The organism is Pseudomonas sp. LF-5 (assembly GCF_037626295.1).
Taxonomy (GTDB): Bacteria; Pseudomonadota; Gammaproteobacteria; order Pseudomonadales; family Pseudomonadaceae; genus Aquipseudomonas; species Aquipseudomonas monsensis.
In genome coordinates this window covers 161,232-182,245 of the sequence record NZ_JARKMT010000008.1, presented here as the reverse complement: position 1 = coordinate 182,245, position 21,014 = coordinate 161,232, and the positions used below count along the sequence as shown (strand labels likewise).

General features: G+C 60.2%; 22 protein-coding genes, 4 tRNA genes and 1 pseudogene. 13 read left to right on the top strand and 14 right to left on the bottom strand.

Annotated elements, in window-relative coordinates:
- Genes PseuLF5_RS21440 through yacG form a run of 4 tightly spaced genes read left to right on the top strand, consistent with a single transcriptional unit; the run spans position 1 to position 2,909 of the window.
- On the top strand, positions 1 to 1,218 hold the full coding sequence (locus PseuLF5_RS21440) for a type II secretion system F family protein (protein ID WP_123464072.1): 1,218 nt from the start codon (positions 1 to 3) through the stop codon (positions 1,216 to 1,218).
- A 1-nt stretch (position 1,219) separates the two neighbouring features.
- On the top strand, positions 1,220 to 2,092 hold the full coding sequence (locus PseuLF5_RS21435; RefSeq protein WP_340134724.1) for a prepilin peptidase: 873 nt from the start codon (positions 1,220 to 1,222) through the stop codon (positions 2,090 to 2,092).
- Positions 2,089 to 2,712 (top strand): dephospho-CoA kinase, encoded by a 624-nt coding sequence (gene coaE / locus PseuLF5_RS21430; protein ID WP_123464068.1) that lies wholly within the window; start codon positions 2,089 to 2,091, stop codon positions 2,710 to 2,712. The genes PseuLF5_RS21435 and coaE overlap by 4 nt, the downstream gene beginning before the upstream one ends.
- Positions 2,709 to 2,909 carry a DNA gyrase inhibitor YacG gene (gene yacG, locus PseuLF5_RS21425; protein ID WP_340134723.1) on the top strand — a complete coding sequence of 67 codons (201 nt, stop codon included), beginning with the start codon at positions 2,709 to 2,711 and terminating at the stop codon, positions 2,907 to 2,909. Before coaE ends, yacG begins: the two co-directional genes overlap by 4 nt.
- 5 nt (positions 2,910 to 2,914) lie before the next feature.
- On the opposite strand, the gene PseuLF5_RS21420 is transcribed toward yacG, so the two are convergent.
- The 3 genes from PseuLF5_RS21420 to PseuLF5_RS21410 all read right to left on the bottom strand — a co-directional run bounded on the left by PseuLF5_RS21420 (position 2,915) and on the right by PseuLF5_RS21410 (position 4,349).
- Positions 2,915 to 3,130 (bottom strand): hypothetical protein, encoded by a 216-nt coding sequence (locus PseuLF5_RS21420; protein WP_123464064.1) that lies wholly within the window; start codon positions 3,128 to 3,130, stop codon positions 2,915 to 2,917.
- A gap of 65 nt (positions 3,131 to 3,195) precedes the next feature.
- Positions 3,196 to 3,885, bottom strand: a complete 690-nt coding sequence (locus PseuLF5_RS21415; RefSeq protein ID WP_340134722.1) for an energy-coupling factor ABC transporter permease — start codon at positions 3,883 to 3,885, stop codon at positions 3,196 to 3,198.
- The gene (locus tag PseuLF5_RS21410) at positions 3,882 to 4,349 is read right to left on the bottom strand and encodes an FAD/FMN-containing dehydrogenase (RefSeq protein ID WP_128616128.1); all 468 of its coding nucleotides are present in this window, start codon (positions 4,347 to 4,349) and stop codon (positions 3,882 to 3,884) included. The genes PseuLF5_RS21415 and PseuLF5_RS21410 overlap by 4 nt, the downstream gene beginning before the upstream one ends.
- A 129-nt stretch (positions 4,350 to 4,478) precedes the next feature.
- Between PseuLF5_RS21410 and PseuLF5_RS21405 the strand changes: the two genes are divergently transcribed.
- From PseuLF5_RS21405 to PseuLF5_RS21385, 5 genes are all read left to right on the top strand, one after another.
- Positions 4,479 to 5,105 (top strand): DUF1780 domain-containing protein, encoded by a 627-nt coding sequence (locus PseuLF5_RS21405; protein ID WP_340134721.1) that lies wholly within the window; start codon positions 4,479 to 4,481, stop codon positions 5,103 to 5,105.
- Positions 5,102 to 5,629, top strand: a complete 528-nt coding sequence (locus tag PseuLF5_RS21400; protein ID WP_128616129.1) for an MOSC domain-containing protein — start codon at positions 5,102 to 5,104, stop codon at positions 5,627 to 5,629. Before PseuLF5_RS21405 ends, PseuLF5_RS21400 begins: the two co-directional genes overlap by 4 nt.
- Before the next feature lie 51 nt (positions 5,630 to 5,680).
- Entirely contained in the window at positions 5,681 to 5,854 is a 174-nt protein-coding gene (locus tag PseuLF5_RS21395; protein ID WP_007909875.1) for a DUF3094 domain-containing protein, read from the top strand.
- 63 nt (positions 5,855 to 5,917) lie between these two features.
- Positions 5,918 to 7,216 carry an NAD(P)/FAD-dependent oxidoreductase gene (locus PseuLF5_RS21390; protein WP_186747896.1) on the top strand — a complete coding sequence of 433 codons (1,299 nt, stop codon included), beginning with the start codon at positions 5,918 to 5,920 and terminating at the stop codon, positions 7,214 to 7,216.
- A 315-nt stretch (positions 7,217 to 7,531) separates the two neighbouring features.
- Positions 7,532 to 7,939: an HvfA family oxazolone/thioamide-modified RiPP metallophore gene (locus tag PseuLF5_RS21385; RefSeq protein WP_128616131.1), complete on the top strand. Its 408-nt coding sequence runs from the start codon at positions 7,532 to 7,534 to the stop codon at positions 7,937 to 7,939.
- A gap of 59 nt (positions 7,940 to 7,998) precedes the next feature.
- On the opposite strand, the gene PseuLF5_RS28290 is transcribed toward PseuLF5_RS21385, so the two are convergent.
- The 9 genes and pseudogenes from PseuLF5_RS28290 to rluD all read right to left on the bottom strand — a co-directional run bounded on the left by PseuLF5_RS28290 (position 7,999) and on the right by rluD (position 14,881).
- Entirely contained in the window at positions 7,999 to 8,862 is an 864-nt protein-coding gene (locus PseuLF5_RS28290) for a methyl-accepting chemotaxis protein (protein WP_445262424.1), read from the bottom strand.
- Positions 8,854 to 9,624: pseudogene (locus PseuLF5_RS28285) on the bottom strand (MCP four helix bundle domain-containing protein); the annotation flags it as partial. The pseudogene PseuLF5_RS28285 and the gene PseuLF5_RS28290, both read right to left, overlap by 9 nt.
- 164 nt (positions 9,625 to 9,788) lie before the next feature.
- Positions 9,789 to 9,865: transfer RNA gene (locus PseuLF5_RS21375), tRNA-Pro, on the bottom strand.
- Positions 9,866 to 9,962: 97 nt separating this feature from the next.
- A tRNA-Lys gene (locus tag PseuLF5_RS21370) sits at positions 9,963 to 10,038 on the bottom strand.
- A 5-nt stretch (positions 10,039 to 10,043) separates the two neighbouring features.
- Positions 10,044 to 10,120: transfer RNA gene (locus tag PseuLF5_RS21365), tRNA-Pro, on the bottom strand.
- A 9-nt stretch (positions 10,121 to 10,129) separates the two neighbouring features.
- Positions 10,130 to 10,205 (bottom strand) — tRNA-Asn (locus PseuLF5_RS21360).
- Between the two features lie 298 nt (positions 10,206 to 10,503).
- Complete coding sequence (gene clpB / locus PseuLF5_RS21355) at positions 10,504 to 13,068, bottom strand: ATP-dependent chaperone ClpB (RefSeq protein ID WP_123464050.1); 2,565 nt, start codon at positions 13,066 to 13,068, stop codon at positions 10,504 to 10,506.
- A gap of 131 nt (positions 13,069 to 13,199) precedes the next feature.
- Complete coding sequence (pgeF, locus tag PseuLF5_RS21350; RefSeq protein WP_123464048.1) at positions 13,200 to 13,922, bottom strand: peptidoglycan editing factor PgeF; 723 nt, start codon at positions 13,920 to 13,922, stop codon at positions 13,200 to 13,202.
- The gene (rluD, locus tag PseuLF5_RS21345; RefSeq protein WP_123464046.1) at positions 13,919 to 14,881 is read right to left on the bottom strand and encodes a 23S rRNA pseudouridine(1911/1915/1917) synthase RluD; all 963 of its coding nucleotides are present in this window, start codon (positions 14,879 to 14,881) and stop codon (positions 13,919 to 13,921) included. The genes pgeF and rluD overlap by 4 nt, the downstream gene beginning before the upstream one ends.
- 151 nt (positions 14,882 to 15,032) lie before the next feature.
- Between rluD and PseuLF5_RS21340 the strand changes: the two genes are divergently transcribed.
- From PseuLF5_RS21340 to PseuLF5_RS21325, 4 genes are all read left to right on the top strand, one after another.
- Positions 15,033 to 16,049, top strand: coding sequence for an outer membrane protein assembly factor BamD (locus tag PseuLF5_RS21340; protein WP_123464044.1), 1,017 nt, complete (start codon positions 15,033 to 15,035; stop codon positions 16,047 to 16,049).
- A 127-nt stretch (positions 16,050 to 16,176) separates the two neighbouring features.
- Positions 16,177 to 16,419: a PP0621 family protein gene (locus PseuLF5_RS21335; protein ID WP_128616134.1), complete on the top strand. Its 243-nt coding sequence runs from the start codon at positions 16,177 to 16,179 to the stop codon at positions 16,417 to 16,419.
- Positions 16,409 to 17,998, top strand: coding sequence for a sensor histidine kinase (locus PseuLF5_RS21330; protein ID WP_336347972.1), 1,590 nt, complete (start codon positions 16,409 to 16,411; stop codon positions 17,996 to 17,998). Before PseuLF5_RS21335 ends, PseuLF5_RS21330 begins: the two co-directional genes overlap by 11 nt.
- Positions 17,995 to 19,341 (top strand): sigma-54-dependent transcriptional regulator, encoded by a 1,347-nt coding sequence (locus tag PseuLF5_RS21325; protein WP_128614391.1) that lies wholly within the window; start codon positions 17,995 to 17,997, stop codon positions 19,339 to 19,341. The genes PseuLF5_RS21330 and PseuLF5_RS21325 overlap by 4 nt, the downstream gene beginning before the upstream one ends.
- Before the next feature lie 113 nt (positions 19,342 to 19,454).
- Here the strand turns inward: PseuLF5_RS21325 and thiO are convergent, their stop codons facing one another.
- Complete coding sequence (thiO, locus tag PseuLF5_RS21320) at positions 19,455 to 20,555, bottom strand: glycine oxidase ThiO (protein ID WP_123464037.1); 1,101 nt, start codon at positions 20,553 to 20,555, stop codon at positions 19,455 to 19,457.
- Positions 20,556 to 20,612: 57 nt separating this feature from the next.
- Positions 20,613 to 21,014, bottom strand: a complete 402-nt coding sequence (locus PseuLF5_RS21315; RefSeq protein WP_340134719.1) for a type IV pilin protein — start codon at positions 21,012 to 21,014, stop codon at positions 20,613 to 20,615.

Genomic DNA, 21,014 nt, shown 5'->3' with positions numbered 1-21,014 from the left:
ATGGCGGTCAAGGCAGCAAAAATCAGCGTCTACGCCTGGGAAGGCACGGACCGTAAAGGCACCAAGGTCACCGGTGAACTGAGCGGGCAAAACCCGGCACTGATCAAGGCGCAATTGCGCAAGCAAGGCATCAACCCCGGCAAGGTACGCAAGAAATCCGCCTCGCTGTTGAGCTTCGGCAAACGCATCAAGGCTCAGGACATCGCCCTGTTCACCCGGCAGATGGCAACGATGATGAAGGCCGGCGTGCCGCTGCTGCAGTCGTTCGACATCATTGGCGAAGGCTTCGAAAACCCGGCCATGCGCAAACTGGTGGATGAGGTCAAACAGGAGGTCGCGGCCGGCAACAGCTTCGCCACGTCCCTGCGCAAGAAGCCGAAATATTTCGACGAGTTGTATTGCAACCTGGTGGATGCCGGCGAGCAGTCCGGCGCCCTCGATACGTTGCTCGATCGCGTCGCCACCTATAAGGAAAAAAGCGAAAGCCTCAAGGCCAAGATCAAGAAGGCCATGACCTATCCGACCGCCGTGGTACTGGTAGCGGCCGTCGTGACCGGGATCCTGCTGGTGAAAGTGGTGCCGCAATTCCAGTCGGTGTTCTCCGGGTTCGGTGCCGAACTGCCGGCCTTCACGCTGATGGTGATCAGCCTTTCGGAGTTCATGCAGCAATGGTGGTGGGCGATTCTCGGGGCATTGGTGGCAGCGTTTTTCGGTACCCGCCATGCCTTGAAAACATCCCAGGCGTTGCGCGACCGTCGCGACACCTGGCTGTTGAAACTGCCGTTGGTGGGCACGTTGATGTACAAGTCCGCTGTCGCTCGTTTCGCCCGTACCCTGTCGACCACGTTTGCCGCCGGTGTGCCGCTGGTGGAAGCACTCGATTCGGTGGCCGGGGCCACCGGCAACGTGGTGTTCAAACGCGCAGTGCTGCGCATTCGCCAGGACGTGTCCACCGGCATGCAACTGAATTTCTCGATGCGCACCACCGGGGTCTTTCCGAATATGGCCGTGCAAATGACCGCCATCGGTGAAGAGTCCGGTGCGCTCGACGAGATGCTCGACAAGGTCGCAGGTTTTTATGAGGACGAAGTGGATAATATGGTCGACAACCTCACCAGCCTCATGGAGCCGTTCATCATGGTGGTCCTCGGCGTGATCGTCGGTGGTCTGGTGGTGGCCATGTACCTGCCGATCTTCCAACTCGGCTCAGCGATCTGACATGCCTATCGACGAACTCTTCAGTCTGTATCCGCTGGCCTTTGTGTGCACCGCCCTGCTATTGGGTCTGGTGGTGGGCAGTTTTCTCAATGTGCTGGTCTGGCGTCTGCCGAAAATGCTCGAGCGCGATTGGCGCCAGCAGGCGCAGGACGTTCTCGGTCTGCCCGGCGAATCGCCGCTGCCGACTTACAATCTGATGCTGCCGCACTCTGAATGCCCGCATTGCGCGCACCGGATCCGCGCCTGGGAAAACATTCCGCTGGTCAGCTATCTGTGCCTGCGCGGGCGCTGCTCGGCGTGCGGCGGGTCCATCAGCAAACGGTACCCGCTGATGGAACTGGCGTGCGGTCTGTTGTCAGCGTTCATTGCCTGGCACCTGGGCTTCGGCTGGCCCGCCGCCCTGTTGATCGTCCTCACCTGGGGCTTGCTGGCGATGAGCCTGATCGACACCGAACATCAACTGCTGCCCGACGTACTGGTGCTGCCGCTGATGTGGCTGGGGTTGATCGTCAACAGTTTCAGCCTGTTCGTGCCGCTGCACGACGCGCTGTGGGGAGCAGTGGCCGGTTACCTGGCGCTGTGGTCGGTGTTCTGGCTGTTCAAGTTGCTGACCGGCAAGGACGGCATCGGTCACGGAGATTTCAAGCTGCTGGCGCTGCTCGGGGCGTGGGGCGGCTGGCAGATTCTGCCGCTGACGATCCTGTTGTCATCGCTGGTCGGCGCGATTGTCGGGGTGATTTTGCTGCGGTTGCGCGACGAGAAAACCTCGACGCCGATCCCCTTCGGACCCTATCTGGCCATTGCCGGCTGGATTGCCTTGCTCTGGGGTGGTCAAATAACCGGCTTCTATTGGCAGTTTGTCGGTTTGAAATGAATACCCCTGTGGAAAAACCCTGGATTCTCGGCCTCACCGGTGGCATCGGCAGCGGTAAAAGCGCTGCCGCCCAGCACTTCATTGATCTGGGTGTCCACGTGGTGGACGCCGATCACGCGGCACGCTGGGTAGTTGAGCCGGGGCGTCCAGCGCTGGCAAAGATTGCCGAACACTTCGGCCCCGGCGTGTTGCAGGCCGATGGCACGCTGGACCGCGCCGCCCTGCGCAAACTCATCTTCGAAGTGCCGGAGCAACGTCGCTGGCTCGAAGCCCTGCTGCATCCGTTGATCGCCGAGGAAATCGCGCATCATCTGGCACTGGCAAAATCGCCTTACGCGATTCTGGTTTCGCCGCTGTTGATCGAATCCGGGCAATACGCGATGACGCAGCGCATCCTGGTGATCGACGCCCCGCAACAATTGCAGATCGAACGCACCTTGCAGCGTGACCAGACCAGCGAGCAGCAGGTTCAGGCGATCCTCAAGGCTCAGTCGAGCCGCGAAGACCGTGTGAACCGCGCCGACGATGTGGTGGTCAACGACCGCGACCTCGCCTGGCTGCACAGCGAGGTCGAGCGCCTGCATCACTTTTACCTGACTTTATCCGGAGGCCAAGCATGAGCCAGACCCCAACCGTTGACTGCCCGACCTGCGGCGCCCCCGTGGAATTCACCCCTGAGAACAAGTTTCGCCCGTTCTGCTCCGATCGCTGCAAGCTGATCGACCTCGGCGCCTGGGCGTCGGAAGAACACAAGATTCCGGTCGCACCGGATGCCGAGGACGAACTGTTTTCCGGTGATTTCGACCCGCGTCACTGATTCGATCAGGGGCGCATAAAGCCGTAGTCCTGATCGTCGTCGAGGTTTTCCGCAAGAAAGCGCAACTCGTCGGCCAGGTCTTCGGCGTTGCGCACGGCCTTGCTCTGTTGCACCACCGCACTGAGCAAGGCGCGCAGGCTCAACCCAGGGTCGAAACCAACTTCCTGCGCCACTTCCAGACTCTGCCGGGTTTCCTGCCTCGCCCACTCGTAAACACTCATGCTGCTGCTCCTGAAGGGATTTGCGCGAGCATGAAATTTCCCCCACGTAGCGGGTTTGATGTGGATCAAGACTTCGAATCGTCGTCCTTCCAGGGCGCCGAAAGGTAGCGGGTGCGGTTGAAGGTCTCCAGCCATTCCGGGCTGAATACCACCAGTGCACTGACGATCATGCCGTTGATAAACGCCTCGGGGAAAATGATCAGCCACAGGTAACCGGTGAAGTCTTCCAGCCATTCCGGCATGGCGAAAAGGCCGTCGTACCACAGCAGCGTCAGGCTCAGGATCAGGCACAACAGGGCTGACAGCGCGGCGGCAAAAAAACCGGAACAGAAGATGTACACGAACGGATTGCGCGGCTGCGCACGCTCGACGAGGATCGCCACGCACTCGGTAACCAGCACCGGCAGCAAAATGAACAAGGCGCCATTGACCCCCATCGCCGCGAGATCCTGACGCCCGAGCAGTACCAGGCCGATTTGCGCCACCAGCCCCCCGACGATCGCCAGCGGCCAATCCAGCAGCAGCGTCACCGCCGTCATGCCAAGGAAGTGATACGACACGCCCGTGTCGAAATCCCTGCGCATCAACCACAACAGAAACAACGCAAACACGGTGCCGAACAGCAGATGCTGACGCCGACTGTCGCTGAACAACTCGACCCACGGCGCCCGCACGATCGCCCAAAGCAGCACCGGCAGATAAATCAGCCAGCCCAGCATCAGACTCTCAGTCGCCAGCACCTCGACGCCGATCATGGGCGCGCCTTCTCCAGTGCCTCGCGCAGGTCGCTCGCGTTGGCGTACTCACGTTGCGCGAGCAATCGACCGTCCTTGAGTTGCAACCACAACACCTGGCCTTCCGCGCCGGGATAGCGCGACGCAACCCGGCCTTCTCGATCAAGCATGACCCGATAGTGGTAGTCGCGCATGGCCGGTACGGCAAACATTCTGGCAATCAGCGCCGGCATGCGCTGGATATCGGCAACGAACACCGCGTGACGGGCCTCCAGATAGCCCTTGGGCTGATCCTTCAACGCCTCCTTGATCAGCTTGGCGCCGTCCATATCCCGCGCCACCAGCAGCGTGGTGGTGCTGTTGTCGAGGGTGAAGGGTTGCTCGTACTGATCGAGTAACGTCCAGGGAGCAAGACGCTCGCCGGTTTCGAGTGCATGGGCAAACAGCGGAAAAAGAGCAAACAGCAGCAGCCAGCGAAATTTCACGATGAGTCCTCACGGTTTGGCGTAAATAATCAATTTCCATGAGTCTACACCGCCCTTCTCCACTGCCCACTGATGCACTTTGCCGCGTAACGCTTTCAGCTTGTCGCATTTGAACGCTAAGCTTGGCGTATGGATGACTCAGATTATTTACGCCTGCTGACCATCGCGGCCGAGCAGGCCAACGCCTTTCTGTCCAATGCCCGCAAATGGGAGCGTGAGCGTTGGGTCTGCCAGCGCCTGCTGCAAGGCTTGAACACTCCTTATCGCGCCGACGAATTCGCCCCGGCCGGCGAGCCGCCGGACGTGCTGTTTCGCGATGCCAATTTCGAGGTGTTCTTCGTGCTCGACGAGGGGCGCCGGCTCAACGACGAATGGCGCGATGAATTGCAGCGACGACGCAGCGCTTTTTCCCTGAGCCAGCTGGTGCGCCGCGAAGCCAAGCCGAAACGCATCCCGGCCAACGAGTTCCTGCTGCGACTGGCACCGACCTTGCGCAAGAAAGCACACAACTACAAGGAACGCGGCATGGATCTGGGCGAACTGGACATCATCGCCTTCGCCAGCCTCAAACGTGAAGTACTGGATTTGAACAGCCATTTTCCACCGCCTACCGAGTATCTGCGTCAGGGCTGGCGCTCGCTGTCCCTGGTCGGCCCGACCTTCGCCCGTGTGTTGTTCGCCCACCCGGATGCGCCGGACTTTCTGCGCAGCAACCTCGGTCGCAGCATTGTCTTTGATGTGGGAATCAGCCTGTGACGCCACTTCAGCAACTGATCGCCGATGTACCGCAGACCGGGTGCGTCCGCTGGATTGGTGTGCGCCCCGAGTCGCGCGGGCCGATGATCGAACTCGATGCCGTGGAGGCGCGGCTGGAAGCGGGATTGACTGGCGATCACGCGCGCCCCGGTGTGCGCAACGCGCGACAGGTGACGCTTATTCAGTGGGAACATCTGGCGGTGATCAGCGCGTTGATGGGTCGCCCTGACGATCATCCGGTAAAGCCTGAAGATCTGCGGCGCAATCTCGTCATCAGCGGAATCAATTTGTTTAGCCTGAAAGGGCGGCGCTTTCGCATTGGTCAGGCCATATTCGAAACCACGGGCTGGTGCCAGCCGTGCGCACGTCTGCAGAACAACCTCGGTCCGGGCACCTTTCAAGCGGTGCGCGGGCATGGCGGAATTACCGCGCGGGTGCTACAAAGCGGGATCATTCGCCTCGAAGACCGGGTGAGCGTCGAGCCGGTTCCGGACAGCGGCTATGCTGCGTTCAACCCTGGATAAAAACCGCTGTAGCTTCTGCCCATTCAGCAACGTCTACCTGACGAGGCAAATATGACCAGCCGCCTGAACCCCGAAGACCAGAAACATGTCGAAGAGTACCTGCAACTGTCCCAACACCGAGTCGAGCGCCGGCCTTTCCGGCCGTGGATGCTCCTGGTGCTGGTGCTGGCAGTGACCATTGGTCTGGGCCTGTTGAGCCGATTTATCAGTTACCTGACGCTATGAGCTGCCTCGCGCTCGCTTGGGTAACCGCACCGATTTCCTTTAAAAACCTTGCGAGTTATCCCTATGTCCCATCGTATTGTTATTGTCGGCGGCGGCGCCGGCGGTCTGGAGTTGGCTACCCGTCTGGGTAAGACTCTGGGCAAGCGCGGCACGGCCAGTGTGATGCTGGTCGACGCGAACCTGACACACATCTGGAAACCGCTGCTGCACGAAGTGGCCGCCGGATCGCTGAACTCCTCCGAAGACGAACTCAACTATGTCGCTCAGGCAAAATGGAACCACTTCGAGTTCCAGCTGGGGCGCATGAGCGGGCTCGATCGCGCGCAGAAGAAAATCCAGCTGGCAGCGACCTACGACGAAAATGGCGTAGAGCTGGTCCCGGCCCGTGAAGTGGCATACGACTCGCTGGTGATCAGCGTCGGCAGCACCACCAACGACTTCGGCACCCAGGGCGCGGCGCAGCATTGCCTGTTCCTCGACACCCGCAAACAGGCCGAGCGCTTCCACCAGCAACTGCTCAACCACTACCTGCGCGCCCATGCCGGGCAAACCGATGTGATCGAGCAGATCAGCGTGGCAATCGTCGGCGCGGGTGCCACCGGCGTCGAACTGGCGGCCGAACTGCACAACGCCGCCCATGAACTGGCGGCGTATGGCCTGGACCGGATCAAACCGGAAAACATGCACATCACCCTGATCGAAGCCGGGCCACGGGTGTTGCCTGCCCTGCCGGAGCGTATCAGCGGGCCGGTGCACAAGACGCTGGAGAAACTCGGGGTCAACGTGATGACCAACGCTTCGGTCAGTGAAGTGACCGCCGACAGCCTGATCACCGCCGATGGCAATGAGATCAAGGCCAGTCTGAAAGTCTGGGCAGCAGGCATTCGTGCACCGGGCTTCCTCAAGGACATCGACGGCCTGGAAACCAATCGCATCAACCAGCTGCAAGTGCTGCCAACCCTGCAGACCACCCGCGACGAAAATATCTTCGCCTTCGGTGACTGCGCCGCCTGCCCACAACCGGGTTCGGACCGCAACGTACCGCCACGGGCGCAAGCCGCGCACCAACAGGCATCGCTGCTGGCCAAGTCGCTGAAACTGCGCATCGAAGGCAAAACCTTGCCGGAGTACAAGTACACCGACTACGGCTCGCTGATTTCGCTCTCGCGCTTCTCGGCCGTGGGTAACTTGATGGGCAACCTGACCGGTAGCGTGATGCTCGAAGGCTGGCTCGCGCGGATGTTTTACGTGTCGCTGTATCGCATGCACCAGATGGCGCTGTACGGGCCGTTCCGCACGGCAATGCTGATGCTGGGCAGCAAGATTGGCCGTGGCACCGAGCCACGTCTGAAACTGCACTAAAAAACCTGTGGGAGCGAGCCGGCTCCGGGCGGCGATCCGACGAATGCGGTGTGTCAAACGACAAAAATGTCGACTGATACAACCTCTTCGTCGGATCGCCGCCCGGAGCCGGCTCGCTCCCACAATGTTTTGTGTTGATCGAAAGATCTGTTTCGTACTGTATCCCCCCTCGTTTTCCCCACCTTCACTTACAAACTCCTCCGCTGCGCGACACAGACGCGATACACCGCCACCGCTTAATGGCCACACCCGAGCGCACCCGCTCAGGCTTTTGTCCTTAACGTGTGGTTGCGTTGTGCAACCAGGAGAGTGTAAATGTCCCGTACTTCGACCCTCGGTAAACAATCCATTGGCCTGATCGGCGCAGCCCTGGCTGGCGGCTTGATGCTGTCCGGCTCGGTATTTGCCGCCCAGCCATTGGCACAGGGCTACATGGTTGCCTCGGCGGAAACCTCGGTGAAAGCGCCAGAAGGCAAATGCGGTGAAGGCAAGTGTGGCGATGCTTCGATGGCCAAGACTGACAGCGATGGTGACGGCAAGGTCTCGCGCGCCGAATTTCTGAAAGTCGCGCCGAAGTCGGACTTCGACAAGATCGACGCCAACCACGACGGCTTTATCGACGAGCAAGAGGCCTACAACAACGTGAAGGCCAACTTTGAAGCCAATGGCAAGAAAATGCCGAAAGGTCTGTTCGAACACCTGAAAGACCAAGACGGCGCCTGATCGACAGAAAAAAGCCGCGCTTCTCCTGCGAGAAACGCGGCTTTTTTATGTGTGGTTGTTTACAGCTGGAAACGCCGCACCATGCCCTTCAAGGCGTTGGCCAGTTGCGACAATTCATGGCTGGAAGCACTGGTCTGGTCGGCGCCTGCGGCAGAACGTACCGACAAATCCCGAATATTCACCAGGTTGCGGTCCACTTCCCGCGCGACTTGCGCTTGTTCTTCGGCAGCGCTGGTAATGACCAGATTGCGCTCATGGATCTCGTGCACCGACGCGGTAATGGTTTGCAGCGCCTCACCGGCACGCTCAGCCAGCGCCAGCGTGGTCGTCGCCCGCGCGGTACTGGCCTGCATCGAATCCAGCGCCAGGCTCGAACCGCTGCGCATGCCCTGAACCATTTGCTCGATCTCCTGCGTCGATTGCTGCGTGCGATAGGCCAGCGCCCGCACTTCATCAGCGACCACAGCAAAGCCGCGCCCACTCTCACCGGCCCGTGCCGCTTCAATCGCCGCGTTGAGCGCCAGCAGGTTGGTCTGCTCGGCAATCGCCCGAATCACGTCCAGCACTTTGCCGATATCCTGCGATTGATTGGCCAGTGATTGCACCAGTTCGCCAGTCTGTTGCACATCGCTGGCCAGGGCGTTGATGGCCGTGGCGGTCTCACTGACGCGCACCTGCCCCAGATGCGCCGACTCGCTGGATTGACGGGTGGCGTCAGACGTCGACACCGCATTGCGTGCGACCTCTTCCACTGCGGCCGTCATCTGATTAACAGCCGTCGCGGCCTGTTCGATCTCGTTGTTCTGTTGTTGCAGCCCCTGCGTACTGTCGAGTGTCACTGCATTGAGTTCATCGGCAGCGGTCGCCAGTTGCGTAGCCGAGCCGCTGATGCCTTGCAGCGTCTCGCGCAGGTTTTGCTGCATGGTCGCCAGTGCCTTGAGCAAACGGCTGACTTCATCGTTGCCCTGGGTTTCGATCGGTCGGGTCAGATCCCCCTGCGCGACACTTTCTGCTGCGCTCACGGCACTGCTCAGCGGGCGGACGATACTGCGAGTGAGCATCATCGCCAGTGCCACCGTGGCCAGCGCGGCCAACGCGATAAACAAACTGACAATCGTGCGCGAGTTTTCGTAGTGCGCAGCGGACTTCAGGCTTTCGGCGGCGACCTGTTTGGCGAACAGGTCCGCCAGGTCGTTGAGTTGTTTGCCGGAGCCATCGACGACGGTTTTCATGTCGACCAGCAACAATCTGGTCAACTCATCACGCTTGCCTTGCTCGGCGAGGGCAAAGGATTGAGCGATACCGCTGCGATACGCGGCGAAGGTCTTTTTGAATTGGTCATACAGCTGCTGGCCTTCCGGGGTGTCGACCAGTTTGTCGTAGGCGGCGATTTTCTCGCTCAGCTCCTTGTCGCGGGTGTCCATCTGGCTGCGGTAGGTGGCGATATTGTTCGCGTCCTGATCCAACGCCATGCGCAATGAGATGGTGCGGATGCGCAGCATGATCTCGCGAATCTCGTCGCCGCCACGAATACTCGGCAGCCACTGATTTTCTACCGCGACCTCACTGTCGCGAATGCTCGACATCTGCCCCAGCGCAAATACGCCGAGCAATGCCACCAACACCGCGATCAGGGCGAATCCCAAGGCAGCCCGGGGAGCAATATTCAACTGACGAAGCAACATGACGAACGCCCTTATTCTTGTATTGGCCAGATTCAAGGGGCGAAAGCCATGGCAGTCCCCTCGTGTTAGCGGGCTATCGGCCAGTTGTACGATGACTTGAAGGGAATTGCCTTTTCGAGGGACAAAAAAAATCCCCGTATCTTTCGATACGAGGATTTTTAATATGGTCGGGGTAAGGGGATTCGAACTCCTGACATCCTGCTCCCAAAGCAGGCGCGCTACCGGACTGCGCTATACCCCGGTAAAAAAAAGGCGACCTTTCAAAGATCGCCTTCTTCGATCAGCGCTTTTGGCCTCTGATCTTAAGATTCGATCCCAGTGTTACCTGGTTTCAAAAATGGTGGGTCGTGTGGGATTCGAACCTACGACCAATTGGTTAAAAGCCAACTGCTCTACCAACTGAGCTAACGACCCAAAAATGGTCGGGGTAAGGGGATTCGAACTCCTGACATCCTGCTCCCAAAGCAGGCGCGCTACCGGACTGCGCTATACCCCGGTTTGAAATTGGCTCCGTGACCAGGACTCGAACCTGGGACCCAATGATTAACAGTCATTTGCTCTACCGACTGAGCTATCACGGAACTACATATTTCAATTTACAACTGTGAAACCTGAAGCTTCTCGACACCGTTTTCGCATCGCTGCGTTCGTGTGTCTGAGGCGCGCTATTCTACAACCTAGAACACCTCTGTCAACCCCCTAAATTGCTTTCAAGTTAATGATTTGCAACTTATTTCAGTTTTCAACCCAGAGGATTGAAACGCTGCCGGTGACTGACTGCGGGGCGCACTTTACAAGCCTTTTCCTTTGAGTTCAACAGCCTAACGAAAAAAAAGGCCCCACAATGTGGGGCCCTCCTTTTTTCCTTGGCGCTTTGGCTCAGTTGAAAACGATTTCGTCGTTCTCGACGGTGCCGGTCGCGGTTTCGCCAGGCATGAAGTGCCCCGAGAGGATCAATTGCGCCAGCGGGTTTTCGATCCAGCGCTGAATCGCCCGTTTCAAAGGACGTGCGCCGTAAACCGGGTCGTAACCGACGGCAATCAGCTTGTCCATCGCTTCCGGACTCAGTTCCAGCTTCAGCTCGCGCTCGGCCAGACGACTGCGCAGACGGCCCAACTGGATCTCGGTAATGCCTGCGATCTGATCCCGCGCCAGAGGCTCGAAGATCACCACTTCGTCGACCCGGTTGATGAACTCCGGACGGAAGTGCGACGTCAGCGCATCCATCACCGCAGCACGCTGCGCCTCGCGATCACCGACCAGCTCCTGAATCTGCACAGAGCCGAGGTTCGAGGTCATGACGATCACGGTATTACGGAAGTCCACCGTGCGGCCATGGCTGTCGGTCAGGCGACCATCCTCGAGCACTTGCAGCAAGATGTTGAACACATCCGGGTGCGCCTTCTCGACCTCGTCCAGCAGGATCACCGAGTAAGGCTTGCGCCGTACCGCTTCGGTCAGGTAACCGCCCTCTTCGTAACCAACGTATCCCGGTGGTGCACCGATCAGGCGAGCCACGGAATGTTTCTCCATGAACTCGGACATGTCGATCCGCACCATCGCCTCTTCAGTATCAAAGAGGAATTCGGCCAGCGCCTTGCACAGCTCGGTTTTACCGACACCGGTCGGGCCGAGGAACATGAACGAGCCGCTCGGACGATTCGGGTCGGACAACCCGGCACGGGAACGCCGCACTGCGTTGGCCACCGCCACCACGGCTTCGTCCTGACCGATCACACGTTGGTGCAACAGGCTTTCCATCTTCATCAGTTTGTCGCGCTCGCCTTCGAGCATTTTCGATACCGGAATACCGGTCCACTTCGAAACGACTTCGGCGATTTCCTCTTCGGTCACCTTGCTGCGCAGCAACTGGTTTTCGCTCTTGCCGTGCTGGTCGACCATTTGCAGACTGCGCTCCAGGTCCGGGATCACCCCGTATTGCAGCTCGGCCATGCGATTGAGATCGCCTTTGCGGCGCGCGGCTTCCAGTTCCTGACGGGACTGTTCGATCTTCTGCTGAATCTGCGCAGAACCCTGCACCTCGGCTTTTTCCGAGTTCCAGATTTCTTCCAGGTCCGAGTACTCACGCTCGAGGCGGACAATTTCTTCCTGAAGTTTTTCCAGGCGCTTCATGGCCGCTTCATCGCTTTCTTTCTTCAGTGCCTGGGATTCGACCTTCAACTGAATCAGACGCCGCTCAAGACGATCGAGCACTTCCGGCTTGGAGTCGATTTCCATACGGATACGGCTGGCCGCTTCGTCGATCAGGTCGATGGCCTTGTCCGGCAGCTGCCGGTCAGTGATGTAGCGATGGCTGAGCTTGGCCGCCGCGATGATCGCGCCGTCGGTGATCGCGACCTTGTGGTGAACCTCATAACGCTCTTTGAGGCCACGCAGGATGGCGATGGTGTCTTCTTCACTCGGCTCGTCCACCAGCACTTTCTGGAAGCGCCGCTCGAGGGCCGCATCCTTCTCTATATATTGGCGGTACTCGTTGAGCGTGGTCGCACCGACGCAGTGCAGCTCACCGCGCGCCAGCGCAGGTTTGAGCATATTGCCGGCATCCATCGAGCCTTCGCCTTTGCCGGCGCCGACCATGGTGTGCAGTTCGTCGATAAACAGAATGATCTGCCCTTCCTGTTTCGACAGCTCGTTGAGCAGCGATTTCAGGCGTTCTTCGAACTCCCCGCGATACTTGGCGCCGGCAATCAGCGCGCCCATGTCCAGCGACAACAGACGCTTGCCCTTGAGGCCGTCCGGCACTTCGCCGTTGATGATGCGCTGGGCCAGACCCTCGGCAATCGCGGTTTTACCTACGCCAGGCTCGCCGATCAACACCGGGTTGTTCTTGGTCCGGCGTTGCAGAACCTGAATGGTGCGACGGATTTCGTCGTCACGGCCGATCACCGGGTCGAGCTTGCCCTCTTCGGCGCGCTTGGTCAGGTCGACGGTGTACTTGTCCAGCGCCTGGCGCGACTCTTCGTGGTTCGCGTCATTGACCGCTTCACCGCCACGCAGGTTGTTGATCGCGTTTTCCAGGGCTTTCTTGCTCACGCCCTGGCCGAGCAGCAACTTGCCGAGCTTGCTGTTCTCGTCCATCGCCGCGAGCAGCACCAGCTCACTGGAAATGAACTGGTCGCCCTTCTGCTGAGCCAGGCGATCAGCCTGATTGAGCAGGCGCGCCAGATCCTGCGACATGTTGACGTCGCCGGTCGGGTTCTGGATTTTCGGTAATTGGTCGAGCTCTTTGGTCAGCTCTTTGCGCAGGCTGTTGACGTCGAAGCCCACTTGCATCAGCAGCGGCTTGATCGAACCGCCCTGCTGTTCAAGCATGGCCTGCATCAAGTGCGCCGGCTCGATGGCCGGATGATCGTGGCCTACGGCCAGGGATTGGGCGTCGGACAACGCCAACTGTAATTTGCTGGTTAAACGGTCTATACGCATGGGGTCACCTTCCTTTTGAGCAGGCCGGACCTAAAAACCATCCTGAATAAAGAAACCTGCCAGATAGCACTGTAGATGCGGTCGATTCTGGAAGATTCAAGCGTCGGAGAGTTGATACAGATCAGACAAGTCTAGCGGGTGAGCCAGATCAGGGAGGCGAAGCGCCCCGTGCGCGACGCACGACGGTAGGAGAAGAAGCGTGGATCGGTCACGGTGCAGAAATCGCCGCCATAAACCGCAGTGACACCCCGTTCAGCCAGACGCAGCCGCGCCAGCAGGTAGATGTCGGCCATGAACTTGCCAGCATTGTGGCTCGGTACGAAGGCTGATGCCGCTTCGGGCAGTTGATTGATGAAAACTTCCCGTACTTCCGGGCCGACTTCAAATGCTTTCGGGCCGATGGCCGGACCGAGCCAGACCAGCACGTCCGCCGGAGCGGTGTCGAGTTGATCGAGAGTGGCTTCGAGCACGCCCGCCGCCAACCCGCGCCAACCGGCATGAGCCGCCGCGACACGAGTGCCGGCACGGTTGCAGAACAATGCCGGCAGGCAATCCGCGGTCATCGCCGTACAGGCAATGCCGGGGGTCTGCGTCCAACTGGCGTCAGCCGTTGCCACCACGTCTGGATCAGCATGAGCCACGACAATTCCGTGCACTTGCTGCAACCAGGCCGGCTTTATAGAGAAGCGCTCGGTCAGACGCCGACGATTCTCGGCAACAGCCTCTGGGCGATCATCGACATGATCGCCCAGATTGAGGCTGTCGAACGGCGCCTCGCTGACACCGCCCTCGCGAGTGGTGACACAGGCCATGACGCTGGCCGGCGCAGGCCAGTCCGGCGTCAGCCAGTTCATCCGACGAATGCCTCGCGATCCTGCTTGAGCAGGGTCAGCAGCCAGACGAAGTCTTCCGGCAGCGGCGATTCCCAGCTCATGCGTTCACCGGTGGTCGGATGATCGAGCTCGAGGAAGCGCGCATGCAGCGCCTGACGCGGGAAGTGCTTGAGCGACTCGACCATGGTCGGGTTCGCCGCCGGCGGGATGCGGAAACGACCGCCGTACGCCGGGTCGCCGACCAACGGGAAGTTGATGTGCGACATATGTACGCGGATCTGGTGGGTCCGGCCGGTTTCCAGTTTTACCCGCACGTGGGTGTGGGAACGGAAACGCTCCAGCACGCGATAGTGGCTGACGGCCGGCTTGCCGCCTTCCATCACCGCCATGCGCTGACGCTGCTGGCCGTGGCGACCGATCGGTGCATTGATCTTGCCACCCGCCGTCACCACGCCGATCACGATGCACTCGTAAATGCGGCTGACGCTGCGGCTCTGCAATTGTGCAACCAGCTTTGTCTGCGCCTGAATGGTCTTGGCCACCACCATCAGACCGGTGGTGTCCTTGTCCAGACGATGCACGATACCGGCGCGCGGGACATTGATGATGTCCGGCACGTGGTGCAGCAAGGCATTGAGCAAGGTGCCATCGGCGTGACCGGCAGCCGGGTGCACCACCAGGCCCGCAGGCTTGTTGATCACCAGAATGTCGTCGTCTTCATAGACGATGTCGAGCTCGATGTCCTGGGCGATCCACTCGCCCTGGGCTTCCTGCTCGGCAGTCAGTTCAAGGATGGCACCGCCATGCACGATGTCGCGTGGGCGGATGACCGCCCCGTCCACAGTCAGGCGACCTTCTTTGATCCAGGCGGAAAGGCGCGAGCGTGAGTGCTCAGCGAAGAGTTGGGCGGCGACTTGATCGAGGCGTTGGCCGCCCAATTCGGACGGCACCTCTGCGCGAAGTTCAATTTTATCGGACATGCTCTGACTGGGCGTCGGCACAGCCTTTGGTTTCGGCTGCGCGCTTGTGGTTAAATACGGCGTCTTTTGCCCCGAGGCTTTTCAACGGGGCGCTCATCATAACAGGACGGCCCCGCCCAAGACAGCGGCCGTCATAGGGACGCAAGCCGCCATGCAAGTGAAACACCTGCTGCTGATCGCCATCCTCGCATTGACCGCTGCTTGCTCATCGAAGGAAGTCGTCGACGAAAACCTGAGCGAAGCCGAGCTGTATCAGCAGGCTCAGACCGACCTGGACAATAATAGCTACACCAGCGCCACAGCCAAGCTGAAGGCTCTGGAGTCGCGCTATCCGTTCGGTCGCTACGCCGACCAGGCACAGCTTGAACTGATCTATGCCAACTATAAAAACTCCGAGCCGGAAGCTGCCAAGTCCGCCGCCGAGCGTTTTATCCGTTTGCACCCCCAGCACCCGAACGTGGACTACGCCTACTACCTCAAGGGCCTGACCTCGTTCGACCAGGACGTCGGCCTGCTGGCGCGCTTCCTGCCGCTGGACATGACCAAGCGTGACCCGGGTGCCGCTCGCGACTCGTACAACGAGTTCGCCCAGTTGACCAGCCGCTACCCGAACAGCCGCTACGCGCCGGACGCCAAGCAGCGCATGATCTACCTGCGCAACCTGCTGGCTGCCTACGAAATCCACGTGGCTGACTACTACCTGACCCGTCAGGCTTATGTAGCCGCTGCCAACCGTGGCCGTTACGTGGTGGAAAACTTCCAGGAAACCCCATCGGTCGGCGACGGCCTGGCAGTGATGACTGAGGCCTATCAGCGTCTGCACCTGGACGAACTGGCGACCACCAGCCTGGAAACCCTGAAGCTCAACTACCCGAACCACCCGAGCCTGCAAGACGGCCAGTTCGTGCCACGGGTTGCCGAAGCCGACAACCGTTCGTTCCTGAGCAAGGCGACGTTGGGTCTGATCGAGTCGCGTCCACCGCTGCCGCCGGGCGAAACCCGCGCCAACCAGGACGTGCAGAAGCAGTTCCAGGACGCAAAAGACGCGATTCCGAACGAGCTCAAGCCAAAAGACGAAAACGGCGACGTGATCGAAGAGCCAGCGCCGGAATCCAGCAGTTCCGACCGTTCGTGGTTCAGCTACATGACGTTCGGCCTGTTCGACTGAATACAGCCGATGCACAGAAAAAGGGAGATCTTCGGATCTCCCTTTTTCATGGGCGCGCTTGAATAGACTGGGCGCGTCTCGGGTCCTTGGCTAAACTGCCGGATCATCAGTCGAAAAGCCGCTCATCATGCTTCGTTTATTGTTCTGGATTGCCGTGATTTTCGCCGCGTTCTGGTTGTGGCGTAAGTTCAAGGCACCCGCCGCGTCCAATCCATCCCGTCGCGATCCTCGCGAACAAGACGCCGCACCGATGGTGCGCTGCGCCCATTGCGGCGTTCACCTGCCGCGCGACCGTGCGCTGAGCCTTCAACAACAGTGGTATTGCAGCCAGGCTCACCTCGAGCAAGGCCCGGGCTCCAGTGATCGCTGAGGCCGCCAGCGCCCACAGCAAACAGGCGCAGCGCCTGCTGCGCCTCTACCATCTCTACCGTTTAAGCGTCGGCATCACCCTGGTGCTGTTGATCTCCAGCAACATGGACAACCGCCTGCTGACCTCGGCCAACGACGATCTGCTGCGCGGCGGCAGCTGGCTGTATCTGGTGCTCAACATTCTGTTGGTGGTGTTCTTTGAAAACACCCGGCGCCCGACTCAGCTGTTCACGCTGGCGCTGGTCGACGTGCTGTTGTTGTGCGGTTTGTTCTACGCGGCCGGCGGCGTGGTCAGTGCCCTGGGCAATCTGCTGATCGTTTCGATCGCGATCAGCAATACCCTGCTGCGGCGGCGTATCGGCCTGCTGATCGCCGCCATTGGCGCGCTCGGCATTGTCGGCCTGAGTTTCCTGCTCAGCTTCAGCCATCCCCTGAGCGCCAATGAATACCTGCAGGCCGGCACCCTCGGTGCGCTGTGTTTCGCCGCCTCACTGCTGGTGCAAGGATTGATCAGGCGTCTGGAGGTCAGTGAAACCCTGGCCGAACGCCGCGCCAGCGAAGTGGTCGGCCTCGAAGCGCTCAATGCGCTGATCCTGCAACGCATGCGCACCGGCATTCTGGTGCTCGACGGAGCGCGCCGGGTGCAACTGGCCAACCACAGCGCGCAGATCCTGCTCGCGCAATCCCATCTTCAAGGGCATCTGATCGACGACTATTCGCCGGCACTGGTCGATCGCCTGCAATTGTGGATGAACAACCCGACCCTGCGCCCGCAAAGCCTGAAAATCCCCGGCAACGGCCTCGAACTGCAAGCCAGCTTCATCGCCCTGGACCAGAGCCCGAACCCACAGACCCTGGTGTTTCTCGAAGACCTCGCGCAAATCGCCCAGCAGGCCCAGCAACTGAAACTGGCCGCCCTCGGCCGCCTGACCGCCGGCATCTCCCACGAAATCCGCAATCCGCTGGGCGCCATCAGTCATGCCGCGCAGCTATTGGGGGAATCCGAGGAACTCGATGGTGCGGATCGCCGTCTGACGCAGATTATTCAAGACCACTCCCAGCGCATGAACCGAGTCATCGAAAACGTCCTGCAACTGTCCCGCCGCCAGCAGAGTGCACCGCAACGCCTGGATCTCAAGCCGTGGCTGGAAAACTTCGTTGCCGAAAGCCGCGAGCAGGCCACTGAGCGTCAGCAGATTCACTTACGGATCAATTCGGGGGACTTCACCACCCTGATGGACCCCAACCAGCTCACGCAAATTCTCGACAATCTGTTGCGCAACGGCTGGCGCCACAGCGCCCTGCTGCACGAACAAGCCGAGGTCTGGCTGGCCCTGTTCGTCGACCCCGACAGCCAGCTGGCGGTGCTCGAAGTACGGGACAACGGCCCCGGCGTCGCGCTCGATCAACAGGCACATCTGTTCGAACCGTTCTTCACCACCAGTAGCCAGGGCACCGGCCTTGGGCTGTATCTGTCCCGTGAGCTGTGCGAAAGCAATCAAGCGCGCCTAGACTTCCAGTCACGCCAAGACGGCGGCTGCTTTCGCATCACCTTTGCTCACGGACGGAAACAAAGTTGAACACGAGCCCACGGCAAAAAATCCTCATCGTCGACGACGAGCCGGATATCCGCGAACTCCTGGAAATCACCCTGGGACGGATGAAACTCGACACCTTCAGCGCGCGTAATCTCGGCGAAGCCCAGGCCCTGTTGCAGCGCCAGTCCTTCGACCTGTGCCTGACCGACATGCGCCTGCCCGATGGCACCGGCCTGGATCTGGTACAACACATTCAGCAACGTTATCCACAGCTGCCGGTGGCGATGATCACCGCGTATGGCAGCCTCGAAACCGCAATCAACGCGCTGAAGGCCGGGGCTTTCGACTTTCTCACCAAACCGGTGGACCTCACCCGCCTGCGTGAACTGGTCGGCACCGCCTTGCGCATGCCGGTGGCCGGTGGCGTGTGCACCTCGATTGACCGGCGCTTGCTCGGCGACTCGTCGCCCATGCGCAATCTGCGCAAACAGATCGACAAACTCGCCCGCAGCCAGGCGCCGGTGTACATCAGCGGCGAGTCCGGCAGCGGCAAGGAACTGGTGGCGCGGCTGATCCACGAACAAGGCCCGCGCGCCAGCCAGCCCTTCGTGCCGGTGAACTGCGGGGCCATTCCTTCGGAATTGATGGAGAGTGAATTCTTCGGTCACCGCAAAGGCAGTTTTACCGGTGCGGTCGAGGACAAGCCCGGACTGTTCCAGGCAGCTCACGGCGGCACATTGTTTCTCGATGAAGTGGCGGACCTGCCGCTGTCCATGCAAGTGAAACTGCTGCGGGCGATTCAGGAAAAAGCCGTGCGCAGCGTCGGTGGCCAACAGGAAACCGTGGTCGATGTGCGTATTCTGTGCGCCACCCACAAGGATCTGGACGCCGAAGTGGCTGCCGAACGCTTCCGTCAGGATCTGTATTACCGGCTTAACGTCATCGAATTGCGCGTACCGTCCTTGCGCGAACGACGCGATGACATTGAAGTGCTGGCGGCGCACGTGCTCAAGCGCCTGGCCAAGGACACCGGCCAACCGCCGGCGCGCCTGCACCCGCAAGCGCTGGAAACCCTGAAGAACTACCGCTTTCCGGGGAATGTGCGCGAGCTGGAAAACGTCCTCGAACGGGCGCACACCTTGTGTGAAAACCGTACGATCGAAGCTGAGGACTTGCGCCTGAGCGAGGGTAACTGCGCGGCGGGTGGCGCAATTGCCGACCTGACGCAAATCGACAACCTGGAAGATTATCTAGAGAACGTCGAACGCAAGTTGATCCTGCAGGCGCTGGAGGAGACGCGCTGGAATCGCACGGCAGCGGCGCAGCGCTTGAGCCTGTCGTTTCGGTCGATGCGTTACAGGTTGAAGAAACTCGGTCTGGATTGAGGCCACCTTCGCGAGCAAGCCCGCGCCCACATTGGATTTGTGACCGACACGATCAACTGTGGGTGCGGGCTTGCTGGCGAAAACGGTCTGCCAGGCCCTGGAAAAATATCTGACTAAATGCGGCCTTCAGGCGCATACGGTGCCGGATCAATGATCGGTGTCCGCCCCAGCATCACATCGGCAAACAACTGACACGACGCCGGCGCCAGCACCAACCCGTTACGGTAATGCCCGCAGTTCAACCACAAACCCGCGAACCCCGGCACCCGGCCGATGTACGGAATCCCTTCCGGCGAGCCAGGCCGCAACCCGGCCCAATGCCCCACCACCTCGGCATCCGCCAACGCGGGAATCAACTCGACCGCCGACGCCTTGAGGCTTTCCAGCGCCACATCGGTCGGCGTCTTGTCGTAGCCTTCGTGCTCCAGCGTACTGCCAATCAGGATGTGCCCGTCACGACGCGGAATCGCATAGCGTCCCTTGGCCAGAACCATGCTCGGCAGGAAATCGGCCGCGCATTTGTACAGAATCATCTGGCCTTTGACCGGCTCGACCGGCAGCGACAGGTTCAGCGTCTTGAGCAGATCGCCGCTCCAGGCGCCGGCCGTCAGCACGATCTGATCGCCCTCGATCACGCCAGTTGAAGTCTGCACGCCCACCACCCGCTCGCCCTGACGCACAAACCCGCTGACTTCGCATTGCTCGTGAAGGGTCACGTTCGGCAGCGCCTGCAACGCCGCCTTCAGCGACTTGACCAGACGCGGGTTTCTGACGTTGGCGACATCGGCCATGTAGATCGCCCGCGAGAATCCACCGCCCAGCACCGGTACCGCATCGTGTGCTGCCGAGATATCCACAGACCGCAACGGACGGTTCTCCCGTGCGGCCCAGGCCAGTGCCTCGGCTTCGTCATCCAGATCCAGCCAGTACAGGCCGGTGGTGTGCACTTCGGGATCAACGCCGGTATCGGCAAACAGGCGTTCGCCCAGCTGTGGATAAAAATCCTGCGACCAGTGCGCCAGCGCGGTGACGGCCGGGCTATAGCGCCACGGGTACAGCGGAGACACGATGCCGCCACCGGCCCAGGACGATTCCTGGCCGAGGTCCGAACGATCCAGCAGCACCACGCTGCGCACTTCGGAGGCGAGGTTGTAGGCGGTCAGCAGGCCAATCACCCCGCCACCGACAATCACCACTTGCTGTTGCCTGGTCATGTTTGATCCAACCGTGAAAAAGACAGTGGGCGCAAAAGGCGCCCTTGAGAAAGTACCTCAGCGGCCCCAGCAATCCTTGGTGGTCAGCCCGGTGGTAGCGTTATTCATGCTTCTGACGCCGGTGTTGGTCAGGGTGAAGTCCCCGCACCTGTCGGTCGCCATGGTAGTGCCGGCCTTGCGGGTGGCGGTCAGCAGAAAGGTCTGGTCGGTGACCGTCGGGGTGAGCGTGTAAAAGTCATTGCCCGCGCTCAGACCGGTAATGCCGGTGTAGACGTTGTTTTTGGTATAGAAACGCTCGAGGATCTGCACCTGTTCCGAGAGCAGCGAGACCACCTCGGCGCGCCGTCCCTTTTTCAGGTATTCGGTGTAGCTCGGTGCGGCGATGGTGATGATGATCCCGATGATCGCAATCACGATCATGATTTCGATCAGGGTGAAGCCCCGGTTGACTCTGCGCAT

Excerpts from the sequence above, each read along its gene's own strand:
- PseuLF5_RS21440 (WP_123464072.1), top strand. The coding sequence starts at position 1 with ATGGCGGTCAAGGCAGCAAAAATCAGCGTCTACGCCTGGGAAGGCACG.
- PseuLF5_RS21435 (WP_340134724.1), top strand. The coding sequence starts at position 1,220 with ATGCCTATCGACGAACTCTTCAGTCTGTATCCGCTGGCCTTTGTGTGC.
- coaE (WP_123464068.1), top strand. The coding sequence starts at position 2,089 with ATGAATACCCCTGTGGAAAAACCCTGGATTCTCGGCCTCACCGGTGGC.
- yacG (WP_340134723.1), top strand. The coding sequence starts at position 2,709 with ATGAGCCAGACCCCAACCGTTGACTGCCCGACCTGCGGCGCCCCCGTG.
- PseuLF5_RS21420 (WP_123464064.1), bottom strand. The coding sequence starts at position 3,130 with ATGAGTGTTTACGAGTGGGCGAGGCAGGAAACCCGGCAGAGTCTGGAA.
- PseuLF5_RS21415 (WP_340134722.1), bottom strand. The coding sequence starts at position 3,885 with ATGATCGGCGTCGAGGTGCTGGCGACTGAGAGTCTGATGCTGGGCTGG.
- PseuLF5_RS21405 (WP_340134721.1), top strand. The coding sequence starts at position 4,479 with ATGGATGACTCAGATTATTTACGCCTGCTGACCATCGCGGCCGAGCAG.
- PseuLF5_RS21395 (WP_007909875.1), top strand. The coding sequence starts at position 5,681 with ATGACCAGCCGCCTGAACCCCGAAGACCAGAAACATGTCGAAGAGTAC.
- PseuLF5_RS21390 (WP_186747896.1), top strand. The coding sequence starts at position 5,918 with ATGTCCCATCGTATTGTTATTGTCGGCGGCGGCGCCGGCGGTCTGGAG.
- PseuLF5_RS21385 (WP_128616131.1), top strand. The coding sequence starts at position 7,532 with ATGTCCCGTACTTCGACCCTCGGTAAACAATCCATTGGCCTGATCGGC.
- PseuLF5_RS28290 (WP_445262424.1), bottom strand. The coding sequence starts at position 8,862 with ATGCAGCAAAACCTGCGCGAGACGCTGCAAGGCATCAGCGGCTCGGCT.
- clpB (WP_123464050.1), bottom strand. The coding sequence starts at position 13,068 with ATGCGTATAGACCGTTTAACCAGCAAATTACAGTTGGCGTTGTCCGAC.
- pgeF (WP_123464048.1), bottom strand. The coding sequence starts at position 13,922 with ATGAACTGGCTGACGCCGGACTGGCCTGCGCCGGCCAGCGTCATGGCC.
- rluD (WP_123464046.1), bottom strand. The coding sequence starts at position 14,881 with ATGTCCGATAAAATTGAACTTCGCGCAGAGGTGCCGTCCGAATTGGGC.
- PseuLF5_RS21340 (WP_123464044.1), top strand. The coding sequence starts at position 15,033 with ATGCAAGTGAAACACCTGCTGCTGATCGCCATCCTCGCATTGACCGCT.
- PseuLF5_RS21335 (WP_128616134.1), top strand. The coding sequence starts at position 16,177 with ATGCTTCGTTTATTGTTCTGGATTGCCGTGATTTTCGCCGCGTTCTGG.
- thiO (WP_123464037.1), bottom strand. The coding sequence starts at position 20,555 with ATGACCAGGCAACAGCAAGTGGTGATTGTCGGTGGCGGGGTGATTGGC.
- PseuLF5_RS21315 (WP_340134719.1), bottom strand. The coding sequence starts at position 21,014 with ATGCGCAGAGTCAACCGGGGCTTCACCCTGATCGAAATCATGATCGTG.